Annotated in this window: 6 protein-coding genes; 3 read left to right on the top strand and 3 right to left on the bottom strand. The window is 64.1% G+C overall.

Features of this window, described 5'->3' with window-relative positions:
• Genes AC56PL_RS19680 through AC56PL_RS19670 form a run of 3 tightly spaced genes read right to left on the bottom strand, consistent with a single transcriptional unit; the run spans window position 1 to window position 5,963 of the window.
• Window positions 1–1,986 (bottom strand): site-specific DNA-methyltransferase, encoded by a 1,986-nt coding sequence (locus AC56PL_RS19680; RefSeq protein ID WP_497154878.1) that lies wholly within the window; start codon window positions 1,984–1,986, stop codon window positions 1–3.
• Window positions 1,987–2,025: 39 nt separating this feature from the next.
• On the bottom strand, window positions 2,026–2,787 hold the full coding sequence (locus AC56PL_RS19675; RefSeq protein WP_497154877.1) for a DUF4391 domain-containing protein: 762 nt from the start codon (window positions 2,785–2,787) through the stop codon (window positions 2,026–2,028).
• Window positions 2,784–5,963 carry a helicase-related protein gene (locus AC56PL_RS19670; protein WP_497154876.1) on the bottom strand — a complete coding sequence of 1,060 codons (3,180 nt, stop codon included), beginning with the start codon at window positions 5,961–5,963 and terminating at the stop codon, window positions 2,784–2,786. Before AC56PL_RS19670 ends, AC56PL_RS19675 begins: the two co-directional genes overlap by 4 nt.
• A 203-nt stretch (window positions 5,964–6,166) precedes the next feature.
• Between AC56PL_RS19670 and AC56PL_RS19665 the strand changes: the two genes are divergently transcribed.
• The 3 genes from AC56PL_RS19665 to AC56PL_RS19655 are packed head-to-tail and all read left to right on the top strand — an operon-like array spanning window position 6,167 to window position 12,277.
• The gene (locus tag AC56PL_RS19665; protein WP_497154875.1) at window positions 6,167–7,381 is read left to right on the top strand and encodes a DUF6361 family protein; all 1,215 of its coding nucleotides are present in this window, start codon (window positions 6,167–6,169) and stop codon (window positions 7,379–7,381) included.
• Window positions 7,368–9,152 (top strand): phospholipase D family protein, encoded by a 1,785-nt coding sequence (locus tag AC56PL_RS19660; RefSeq protein ID WP_497154874.1) that lies wholly within the window; start codon window positions 7,368–7,370, stop codon window positions 9,150–9,152. The genes AC56PL_RS19665 and AC56PL_RS19660 overlap by 14 nt, the downstream gene beginning before the upstream one ends.
• Window positions 9,149–12,277 carry a DEAD/DEAH box helicase gene (locus tag AC56PL_RS19655; protein WP_497154873.1) on the top strand — a complete coding sequence of 1,043 codons (3,129 nt, stop codon included), beginning with the start codon at window positions 9,149–9,151 and terminating at the stop codon, window positions 12,275–12,277. The genes AC56PL_RS19660 and AC56PL_RS19655 overlap by 4 nt, the downstream gene beginning before the upstream one ends.
• Window positions 12,278–12,326: the final 49 nt, after the last annotated feature.

The following is a 12,326-nucleotide window of genomic DNA, read 5'->3' as shown; positions in this document are numbered from 1 at the left end:
TCAGATACTCCGCAGCGTCTTGATGCCCGCTTGCTGGAGCGCAGCCGCGAGGTTCAGCTTGGCCGAGGAGTCTTGGAATCCGGTGTCGCGGACGACGACGGTAATGTCGGAGTCCACGGGTTCTTCGTCCCTCCAGGCAACGATCCCGTTGGCGATCTCGTCTGCCGTCTTGAGCGTCACATCCGTCCCAAAGAAGGCGTAGAGGGTTCCGGCGAGGCTGTAAAGCGTGCTACCCGCCACCTCGCGCGTCGACACGGGCGTGACCAGGTCGATCCCGAGTCGCAGCATCATCTCGACGAGGAGGTCGTCGCTCGTGCGGCCTTCAGCGAGATTGTGGACCGCCGTCAGCAGATCGAGCTCGCCGGTGCCGTCCCACGGCTTCACGTTGCTCTCGGCGAGGCGGTATGAACGGAAACCGGTATCAATCCCCGGCCGATTTGCGTCCCGCTGATCGCGGATCGCCTTGCTGGCCCGTCGCAGCCGCTCTCGTGTGACATCGGCGATCACCTCATACTCGTTGTGGGTGAGCTTTTCGTCGAGTTGGACCAGGATGTACCGCCTAGCACCATCGTCCGCGGCATTTAGGTTCATCACCGCGTTGCCCGTTGAGCCTGAGCCGGCGAAGAAGTCGAGAATAAGAGAGTGGGGGTCAGCCCGCGTGGCAAGGTTGATCCACCGAGCGAGCACATCGACGTCCTTCGGGTACGGGAAGACGTCACTGTCGAGCAGGTTCGCGAGACTCTTCGACGCACTCGTTCGCTTACGCTCAAAGACTGACGTGGGAACGACACCCTCGTCGGAGTCAAGATACGTTTTGCGGTTAATAAACTCGGTATGGTCCTTACCCCAAACAATAAGTCCAGCATCGATGTCCTGCTGCATGCGTTCCGACTTCGAATAAATCCATCCTCTACTGGGCACCTTCACAGGCAGCTTCGTCACCGGATGCGGTACGTCGTAACGCGGTCCGCCGCCCCCTGGCCACGAGACATCCCGCTTTCGGTAGACCCTCCCGTCGGGCTCAAACTCATAGAATCGGTTGTTATCCTTCGCCGGATGTCCTTCCGGCAAGGACGCGATCCACTTCTTCATCAAGACTGTCGCGCGTGCTGGATCCTGTCCTGAGTCATCCCATGCCCTCTGAGCTGCCTCGCGGGTGGTCTCGTCCGCGGCCCGAGGCTCACGCCAGCGAACTTCTTGACGTCGCATCGTGGCTTCATTCTTTGCGTACACGAGCATATAGTCGTGGCCAACCGACACGTAGCGAGAGTCGTTCTTCCTACCGCCTTGCCAGATGAGATTGGCTACGAAGTTCTCAGCGCCAAAGATCCGGTCGATCAGCAACTTTAACCGTGCGTGCTCAGTGTCGTCGATAGCGACAAAGATGACGCCGGTCTCCTTGAGAAGGTGATGAGCAACCAGGAGTCGGGGATACATCATTGAGAGCCACTTCGAGTGAAGTGAAGCCCCGGTCTTTCGTTCCTCGGCGCGGTCTGAACCCATGCCCGCCTGCAGCACACCGTCCTCGTCGCGCAGCCCAGCGTCGACCTCATGCTCGGCCTGGGTCGCAACGCGCTTGTCGTCGTAAACGAATTCGTTCCCCGTGTTGTACGGCGGATCGATGTATATGACGTCGACCGAGTTCGTGTAAGCGCGACGAAGGAGTCTAAGGACCTCTAGGTTGTCGCCCTCGATAACGATGTTCCGCGTGCTCTCCCAGTCGACCGACTCGTCAGGCTTGGGAAGCAGTGTCATGGTCGCAGGAAGCGTCGACAGTCGCCGCGCTGCGCCCATCCCAGGCCAGCGCAGTCCGAAGCCCTCGCTACCGACCGAGGCTGCCTCCTCACCGAGCAGGTCGCGCAGCGCATCAAGATCGACCGTCCCGTCGACGACAGCGTCAGGGAACAGCCGTGCCAACTCCGCGAGGTTGCTGGGCGCCTCCCCCGGGCCGGTGAGTTCGTTGAGCGGTGTGAAGTCCTGAGTCAAGGGATCTGCTTTCTAGATATTCTGTCGCTTAGGCAGTCGTCATTGGGTCGAGGTCGGACTGTAGAGAGAGCTGGCAACAGTTTCGATCCGCTGCCTCAACTCTCTCGCCTTGGTGTTGAGCCGGATCCGACCAGCTTGGCTCTTCTCCCTCTTGGCGTCGCGGGCAACGATCGCCAACTCAGCGTTGAGGGCAGTGAGCCGGCCGCGCAGATCGAGCGCCTCGTCCGTGCTGAGTGACGTGGATGCGGGGTGGCCATCGGCGGCAGCGACGCGGACCAGATCGCGATAGAGGGCCCACAGTTCGCTGCGATTAAGGTTGTCGATTCTCAACGCACCCGCCGTGATGCTCTTGAGCGGAACGACGACGCTCTTTTCGATGACCGAAGTGGCGCGATCGGGATCGCTGAGGTTGGTGTGCGTCAGTGCGAGCGAGATCAATTCGCCGTCACGAGGCGAGCTGATGAAGAGGATCAATGGCCGGGGCATACTGCGGTGGAGGAGTTCGACAAGCCTTGTCATGTCTGCCGGAGAGGCTGCGTCCGAGAGCTCGAGATGGAACACGGCGATGTCGTCGACACACCTCTGTTCGTCGGAATACGCAGGAATCTTCAGATTGTCAGCGCGCAGAACCGCCTGGACTGTCGCACGGGCGACGGCTCGGGTGATCAGCGCTGCATCGACCGGCTGCGCCGCAGCCTGCTCCACCATCGTCTTCTTAGGGACCCGTCCGGGCTGGTGCACCGACGGCGGGAGACCTAGGACGACCTGGGGCGCCAGAGTTGGAACTTCGCTAACGCTCACGGCACCAGCGCCATCCACGCGACGAGGTCGACTGCGGCCAACCCGCTTGCCTGTGCCTCATCGCCGTACGTTGATGCGCCGGCCGAAAAGAGAGAGGCGACGGCACTCTCCTTGGCCTTGCCGCTGACAGCTCGCACAGCAACGTCGAGCAACTCGCGGTAGTGGCTTACGTCCCGACCGTTACGAGTCGCCGTGTTGAAAGCAGCAAGCGCGTCGGCATCAGGCTCGGTTTGGCCGAGCGCGTGGTGGCGCAGTACGTCGAGTGCAAGCTTCGGCTGCTCGATACCATGCGTGATGACCCCGTCGTCGGTGACGTAGATGAGCAAGTGGGGCGCGAGTGGGTAGTCTGCTGGCACCGCAGACGATTCCTCTCTCGCCCGGAGAAGGAAGATCGCACCGGACGCGAGTCCGTCGTCTGCCAATGCCCGGTCGAACCTGCTGACGGCGAACAGGGCGAGTGGCCATTGCTCAATCTCCGCCAGCTCGGTTGCGGGCCTTGCGGCAGCGTCCATGCGGAAGTCGGACAGAGTGAGGTCGGTGATGCTCAACCCGCCCGCGAGATTTTCCAAGGTGGGCGCAGCAACGCGCATCTGCTCGAGCTGCCGGCGTCGGTACTCTAGATCGTTCATGGCTGTGGCGTCGCCAGTGTCCAGCACGTTCTCCTCCCCCGTCGCGGACACATCCAGCAGAGACATGCGGCTGGAGACCCGCTTCTCCAGGTTGATATAGGACTCCAAATCGATGTTCGGCCAGAAATTCACCAGGTGAACTGTGGCGTTCGTCGTTCCGAGGCGGTCGACACGTCCGAACCGTTGCACGATTCGAACGGGGTTCCAGTGGATGTCGTAGTTGACGACCGTGTCGCAGTCCTGGAGGTTCTGCCCCTCCGAGATGGTGTCGGTCGCAATTACTACATCGATCTGGGGGCCGTCGAGATCTCCGCTCTTGGCGCGTGGGGCGAAGGACGCCAGCACCTCGTGCATGCCGTTTCGCACCAGTGGCGCTGTGGTCTTGGTGGAGTCGCCGGTAATCAGGGCGACGTGCAGCCCCAGATCAGCAACAGCCCATTCGGCGACGTTGGCGTAGAGGTACTCGGCCGTGTCGGAGTAGGCCGTGAAGATCAGGGCTTTGCGGTTATCGCCGTTCGTAGGATTCTTCGCCTTCTCCATCAGGAGACCCTTGAGCTCCGCGAGCTTCGCATCGCGACTCACATCCACAGCCGAGACCTCGGCGAGGACCTCGCGCAGCGTGTTGCGGTCCTCCACCAGGTCTTGCCGCCACTTGACCCGGTCGACGTCGGCGAGGAACACGCGGACCTTCCCGCCGACCACGTCCTCCAGCTCCTGGTCGTCCATGTCGATCTCGGACAGTTCGCTGAAGCTGTTGATCGAGAGACCCGCGTCGTCACGAGCCTCAAAGTCATCGATGCGCGTGATCGCCGCTTCGACCTTGCCGAGGATCTTGGCGACCGTCAGCGACAACGAATGGACGGACGACTCCAGTCGCTTGAGGAGCCCCATTCGCATCAGATGAACGATGTTGTCCTCGCGGTCGGTCTGACGCCAGACCCGAGACCCACCCGTGCGCAGATTGTGATCGTACAGGTCTGCGTACCTCTTCTTCGCCTTCTCGAGGACATAAGAGGTGGGTTTGTAGGCGGCGAGGTTGAGCATCAAGATTGCCGAGTTCAACTCCGATAGCGGCATCAGCTGACCGGTCGCGTCGATCGGCGGTGCCAGGTTGACCGGCGCCACCCGTTCAGGGAAGCGGCCCACATCGGCAGTGCCGTAATACTTCTCGATGTGCTTTCGCGACCGCGCAATCGTGATGAGGTCGAGGAGGCGGATGTAGTCCATGCCGAGTGCACCGAGCAGCCCATCGGTCGTGCGCTGCTCGTCGGGCTGGTTCTGCCACATGGTGAACCGGGCCTGAGCCTTGCGGAGCGTGCCCTCGATGCTCTTGATCCCACTGTCAGCCAGAGCGCTGTCGTCGCCCTCGGTTGCGAAGAGCACCTGGTTCTTCAGGTCAGCGAGGCGGGTGTTGACGGGCGTTGCACTCAACATCAGGACCTTGGTCTTCACCCCCGCCTCGAACACCTCGCTCATGAGACGCTCGTACCGGGTGGTGCGGTCCTTCACCTGAGGGTTGTTGCGGAAGTTGTGGGACTCGTCGATCACAACGAGGTCATAGTTGCCCCAGTTGACATTGGCGAGATCGATATCGCCCGAGGTACCGCTCTCACGGCTGAGGTCGGTGTGGTTCAGGACGTCGTAGTTGAACCGATCGGCGACGAGCGGGTTGCGGGCATCGTTTGCTCGATACAGCGTCCAGTTCTCACGGAGTCTCTTCGGCGCGAGTACGAGGACCCGGTCGTTGCGCAGTTCGTAGTACTTGATGACCGCGAGCGCTTCGAACGTCTTCCCGAGACCGACACTGTCGGCCAGGATGCAACCGTTGTGGCGGTCCAGCTTGTCGATCGCGCCCAGAACGCCATCGCGCTGGAATTTGTACAGCTTCGACCACACCGCTGTCTTGAAGATGCCGGTCCGGCCGCGATCCTCCGTCGTCTTTCCTGCTTCATCCACGAAATCCGCGAACAACGACGTCAGGATCCGCAAGTAAACAGACTCGGGCGCATTGTCACGCGCCAGTACGCGCGCTGCCTCCAGGAAGTCGTCTTGTGAGTGCCGTGAGGCGGCAGGGTCGTTCCAGACCCTTTCGAAGTTGAGAGCCAGCTCAGCCGTCTGATCGGCATCGTGGATCTCGCGAGGGAAGAGAAGGGAGGTGGACGAAACAAGACCGAGGCTCTCCGCTTCGAATCCTGCACCGTGGACGGCGTAGGCTTCCGGCCCGTCCACCACGGTCCAGGAGTCCCGGCTGCGGCGTTTGAGGCTCCGGGCCTGCAGGTTGTGCTCAGCCCAAGTCAGAAACTCGCGGGCGATACGTTGCTGATCCAGACGTGCCCGGAGCACGTGCTCCTCGTCCAGCCCATTGAGCGGGAACTCGTCGAGCGACCCGCTGCGGAGAAGTAGCCGCGTCGGAACTCTCTCCATTTCTTCACGGAGCGAGTCGAAGACGAAGATGGAGAATGAGTCCGACAACACGTCGAGTGACCTGGCGTCAGCCAGGTGTTGTCGCAGGCGGTCGAGGATCGAGCGGGAGTCACCTGATTCCATTCGAGTCAAGCCCCTTCGAGTAGGGCAGTCTCGAGCGGAGCGTATCGGAGCACATCCTTCGCGTGACCACGGTTCTCACCCTCCTTAGAAACGGCCAGTTCGTCGATTTCGGAGCGACATGTGGCCCCAGTGGGCCCGGGATCATCCCAGTCCGATTGCACGGCCTTTACTGTAGGGGTTCGCAACTGTGGTGGGGAGCAACCATGCCGTCAACACTGTCCTGGCTCGACACGTCCGCTGAGGAACAGCGGCGTGTGCGTGAGCTCATAGCGCTCTACACCCAGTCGGAGAGCCGCGACGAGCTCGGTATCGGCCAGATCCGAGATGCGTTCGCCGACGGGCTCTTTCCCGGCACCTCCACTGTCCACACCCGAGCGCGGTATTTCCTGTTCATCCCCTGGCTTTTCACGCAAGGCGCCCAGACCCGCAGCGGCAGAAAACTCTCCGCCTGGACCGACACCCAGGAGCTCAAGCTCATCGGCGCACTCAAGAACGAGGGCATCGGCGTGGGCCAGGGTTTGATCGGGAGAGTCGCTGGCAACAGCCTGACAAATCTGCCTTCCAATATCTATTGGTCGGCCTTAGGCCGCTATGGCATCCTTAGCCGCGACATTTCCCCGGACATGCTCGGCGCCCTCGGGCCCGCCGCCGGCGCTGACGACGAGCTGGCCATCCGGAGCGTCCAGGACTGGCATCCAACGCTGCCCGCCCCTCCGGAGGGCTTCCCCAAGACCGTCGAGGGCGGCATGGCGCTGCTGCCCGCGGAAGCGGTGTGGCTGCGGGAGCGCATCCTTGAGGCCGTCCCGAACACGATGATCGCCCATCTGCTTACCGACGACACCCCGTTGGACGACGAGTACGCACCACCGTGGTTCGACCGCGCCTGTCTCTCTGCCGACGGCCCGGCGGCGGCGCTTCTGCAGCACGGTCGCCACTTCAGCCTGGTGATGCAGGGTTCTGCCCTGCTCTACAACCTGCTTGTCGCCGAGCGCTACGAGGATGCTGGCTTCACCACCCACCCGAAGCCCGTCGACGGCTACCGAGAAGCTCTGCGCGCCTGGGCCGAGACCGTCCAGGCGGACGGTGAGCTGCTTCGTGATTGGGACCGTCAGGCAATGTGGGACCAGGTGCGCACCCTCAACCCCCGCATCGGGCTGCAGACCCGCGCCTTCGTCGACGGGTGGATCGATGTCGTCCTTGCCGGGCGGGGTGCCACAGCTGCCGACGATAAGGACGCTCGCTCCTTGGTCGAGCTGCGGGAGCGTCGCCAGAAGGGTGGTCAGTCCCGCCTGGCAAACGAGCGGCTGCTCCGCACCTGGTCCGGAGCGTCAGGCACGTCGCGGCTGGTGTACCGCTGGCCACAGGTGCGGCGCATGATCTCCGATATCAGAGAGGGGGCCGCCGGTGCTGGCGCCTGACAGCCGCAGAACCCTGCTCGACCAGCTGCGCCCGCCTGCGGGCTACCGCCTGGACGCGGCGGTGGGCACTACGTTCACCCTCGACCTCACCGCCGCGCTCGTGCCGCCCCTGGCCTTCGCAAGTTTCGCGATCCGCAGCACGACCGACCCGGTGAGCGTGCTGGAGGCAGTCCGCTCCTGCGCAGATCGGGTCGATGTCTTCGCCCAGGAGGGCTACGTCCGCGCGCCGTCGCGCTACACCGATCTCGTGGCCTTCCTCGAGCCGATGCTTCACGAGGTGCAGGCGCCGGCAGGTGGCCTCTTCCACCCCAAGCTCTGGCTACTGCGCTTCACCGCTGACGATCAGCTGGACGCGTACCGCCTGGTCGTGCTCAGTCGGAACCTCACCGAGGACCACGCCTGGGACGTCTCGCTCACCCTCGACGCCTCGCGTGGAACACGCGCAACTGCCGCCAACCGACCGCTGAGCGCCCTATTCAAATCGCTGCCCGGCCGAACCCGACAGCCGGTACCTGCGGACCGACGGGCCCGCATCGACCAGCTCGCCGAAGATGTCCGTTATCTGGAGTGGGAGCGGCCCGACGGCGCGACCGAGCTGACCTTTCATGTCTTCGGGGTAGCCCGCGAGCGTGCCACCCCGGACTTCAGCGGCTACCGCCATCTAGTGGTCTCTCCATTCCTGAATGACGCGGGGCTCGCCCAACTCACGGCGGGCACGAAAAGCGCGACCGTGGTGTCTCGCACGCGTGCGTTCGACACATTGGCGCCGGAGACCGTCCAGGGATTGAACGCCACCTATGTGGTGAGCACGATCGCGGGCCTGGACGACGGCGACGCGACTGGAGACCACACGCCCGCGCCCCTGCTCAACGACCTGCACGCCAAGCTTGTCGCCGTCGAGCGTGGCCAGCAGGCCCACCTATTCCTCGGGTCCGCCAACGCCACTGACACCGCCCTCACCCGCAACGTAGAGATCCTCGTTCAGCTCACCGGAGGCAAAAAGAACTTCGGGATCGGGACCATGCTGGACCCCGACTCGCCGTTCCTTGGGATGCTCGATTGGTACGACACCGAGGGCGGAGCAGCCCCGGACCCCAACGCCGAGGCTCAGTGGCAGCTCGAGAACGCGTTGCGAGTGATGGCGTCGCGCGGGTGGATAGTCTCCGTCGCCCGCTCGGGCGACGCCTACGCGCTGCGCCTCGAGACGCGGGACGGCGCGACGGTACCCGCGGGTATGACCGCCCTGGTCGAGCCGCTGGCGCACCCCGGCGTCGCCCGCTCGGTCGACGACGGGCGAACCAGCCATGGCACCGTCGAAGGGGTCCCCCTGATCGAGGTCAGCCCGTTCTTGCGGCTGCGCCTCACCGATGAAGCCAGCCGGGAGGCAGCGTGCGTCGTTCGGGCCGAACTGCGAGGTGACCCTGAGGGCCGGCTCGACGAAATGCTCGCCTCACAGATCAACACCCCGGAAAAGTTTCTGCGCTTCCTGGCGTTGTTGCTCGGGCTCGGACAGGCCCACCCGTTGGCCATGATGGGCCTCGGCGACGCGGTCACCGGGCCCGGCGGTGGCCTCGCACCGGCACCGCAGGTGTTCGAAATCGTCATCCGCGCGCTCGCCCGCTCGCCTGAGTCCATCGATGATCTCGACCGGCTCGTCCGGCGGATGCTGGCCACCGAGAATGGCGCAGCCAACCTTCCGGAGGGCTTCGCCGCGTTCTGGGACGTCGTCACCGCCAGCCGAATTCAGCTCAGCCCGGAGGCAACCCGATGACCACCTTCGACGCTGCCCCGATCGTCGCCGGACTCAAGGGGTTTCAGCAGCGCACCGTCGAACACGTGATGGCGCAGCTTGACCGATCGGGTTCGCGCCGGCGGTTCCTCGTCTCCGACGAGACCGGCTTGGGTAAGAGCCTCGTTGCCCGTGGCGTGATTGCTCGGACCATCGAGAAGCTGCAGGACGAGCCGGGGCGCAGGCAGATCAACGTGGTCTACGTTTGCTCCAACAGCGACCTGGCGGCGCAGAACCTCTCTCGCCTCGACGTGACCGGCGGCCGTCACCAGGGCATACCCAGCCGGCTAAGCCTCCTGGCCAAGTACACCCGGGAGCTGCAGCCGGACCTCGATGTCAACGGCGTGAAGGTCAACCTGGTGTCGTTCACCCCGGGGACGTCGTTCCGCACCGGCCGCCAGTCCGGCCGGGCGGAGGAGAGGGCACTGCTGTTCCTGCTGCTCCGCGAAGCAGTCAACCTCACTGGTTGGAACCGCCACGCTGCGCTGGTTCTACTGCAGGGCCACGTCTCGTCTCGCGAGAACTTCGAGTATCGCGTGGATGAGTTGACGTACTTCCTAGACGGCCCGCCCGATCCTGTCATCGCAGACCGATTCCTCACCGCATGTCAGAACAACGGTCTCATCGCAACCTTCACCGACCAGCTCGCTCGTCTCGGCCGCAAGCGCGACGTACCGACCGAGATGGCCGGAGAGGTACGTCAACTCATAAGCGATTTGCGCGGCGAGCTCGCTCGCGCCGGGCTCAGCGTGCTGAGCCCCGACCTCGTCATCCTCGATGAGTTCCAGCGTTTCCCCGAGCTGCTCGACGCCAGCACCCCGCCGGGAGAGCTCGCCGACCAGCTGTTCTCCTACCCGGGCACCCGGGTGTTGCTGCTCTCCGCGACGCCGTACAAGCCGTTCACCTACGCCGAGGAGTCCGGCGACGACCACCACCGCGACTTCCTCCGCACCATCTCGTTCCTCGACCCGGAGATCGCCGACCAGGTCGCGCACGATCTCGCCGAGTACCGCACCGCAGCGACCCAGGGACGCCCAGTGACCGAGCTCGCCGCCCGGCTACGGACGACGCTGCTGCAAGTTATGAGTCGCAGCGAGCGGCCCGTGGGCGTTGCGGGCGGGATGTTGTCCGAGTACGTCGACGTGGTGAATGACCTCTCAGCTACCGACCTGCTCGACTACGTTGCCCTGCAACGGCTCTCAGGCCTGGTCAAGGGTGATGTGAGCCTGGAGTACTGGAAATCGACGCCCTACTTCGCGAACTTCTGCGACGGGTACAAGCTCTCCGAACAACTCAAGAAGCAGCTCAAGGGTGACGACGCGGAGTCCATCCGCCCGGCCGTCAACGCCTTGGCCCGGCTGGATCCTGCCGCCGCGTCGGGCACCGGCGAAGTCGACCTGGGCAACGGCAAGCTCCGTGCGCTCGCGCGGCAGACCGTCGACGCGGGGTGGTGGCAGCTGCTGTGGATGCCGCCGTCCCTGCCCTATCTCGAGCCGAGCGGACCGTACGCGGAGCCATGGGCACAGGGCATCACGAAGCGACTGGTGTTCTCGTCGTGGTCGGCGACGCCGACGGCGATCGCAAGTTTGCTCAGTCAACGCGCGGGCCGCGCGGCGGCGCTGGGGTCGCAGCGTGCGGAGGATCGCAGTTCCGGCCGCGGCCCCCGGAGCCTGCTGAACTACAGCGTGCGCGACGGTAAGGCCGACTCCATGACCACCCTCGCGTTGTTCTGGCCCATGCCGGGACTTGCGAAGAGTGCCGACCCGCTGGCCGCAGCCCAACCTAACCAGGCACCGGTGTCGCGCGCGATGCTCGAGACAGGCCTCACCCGGGGGTTGCGCTCGGGGACATCGAAGTACAGCGTGTCCGCCGTGGCCGAAGCGGCGCGTGCGGCAATCGCGTTCGAAGGCTCACTCCCGCAGGCCCTGCTTTACGAACAGGGGCTCACCGGTCGCACGCTCATCATCGAAGCTCTCGGTACAGGCTCGTCCGTTGACGCTGACGACGCAGCTGGCCAGCACGGCCTAGCCACACACGTTGACGAAGCCCTCGAATTGGTTCGCAGCGGTACCGATGTCGAAATGGCGTCCGTTGCGCCGACCGTCGCTACACTCGCGGCCCACAGTCCGGGCAACGTCGCCTGGCGGGCGCTGTCCCGGGTCGCAGCCGATCACCCCGCCGTGACGGACGTCGGACTCTGGCGCGCCGCGGCCACCATTGCCGCTGGCTTCCGGACACTCTTCAACCGCCCAGACACCATCGTGCTGCTCGATCAACTCGACCAGAATGGCGCTTACTGGCAGAAGGTGCTCCGCTACTGCGCGGCGGGCAACCTGCAGGCTGTCGTGGATGAGTATCTCCACCACATCGCCAACGAGACTCAAGAAGAGTTCGACAACGACACGTTGATGAAACTTGCGAAGACCGTGTCGTCCGCGCTGACGTTAGCGCCGTCGACATACCGGGCATTCGACCCGGACCACCCGGACGACCCCATACGCATGACGAGTCGCTTCGCGCTGCGTTACGGGGGCGGCAACACTGACGAGAACGTCCGCCAGCCCGATGTGCGCCGGTCGTTCAACAGTCCTTTTTGGCCGTTTGTGCTGGCAAGCACAAGTGTCGGGCAGGAAGGGATCGACTTCCACTGGTGGTGCTCGGCCATCACCCACTGGAACACCCCCGCCAATCCCGTTGACTTCGAACAGCGCGAAGGGCGCATCGATCGCTTCGGTGGGCACGCCGTCCGCCGCAACCTCGCTCATCGCCACGGAGTCGCCATGCTGGCGACGAACGACCCCTGGCGCGCGGCCTACGAGCTGGGTACTGACGAACAAGCCAATCTTGGGGATTTCGCGCCGCACTGGGTGTACCCGGGACCAGCGAAGATCGAGCGGCACCTTTCGCCGTATCCGCTCAGCGTCGACGTCGCCCGACTCGAGCGGCTGAAGAGCGACCTGGCGCTGTACCGATTGACGTTCGGCCAGCCGCGCCAGGAGGACATGCTCGCACTGCTACGCAAGCGGGGTCTCGAGGCCAAACCGGAAGTGTTGGCCGAGATGCGCATCGACCTCACGCCGCCGTCTACGAACGGAGCAACACTATGATCGACCAGCACTCTCCCCTATTCAGCGGCCTCCCGCGATACGCCGAGGC

This window comes from Williamsia sp. Y721, from assembly GCF_059683565.1.
The sequence above is the reverse complement of the archived record's forward strand: the minus strand, read 5'-3'. Positions and strand labels throughout refer to the sequence as shown.

Coding starts and splice junctions, on each gene's coding strand:
- AC56PL_RS19670 (WP_497154876.1), bottom strand. CDS start 5,963: ATGGAATCAGGTGACTCCCGCTCGATCCTCGACCGCCTGCGACAACAC.
- AC56PL_RS19665 (WP_497154875.1), top strand. CDS start 6,167: ATGCCGTCAACACTGTCCTGGCTCGACACGTCCGCTGAGGAACAGCGG.
- AC56PL_RS19655 (WP_497154873.1), top strand. CDS start 9,149: ATGACCACCTTCGACGCTGCCCCGATCGTCGCCGGACTCAAGGGGTTT.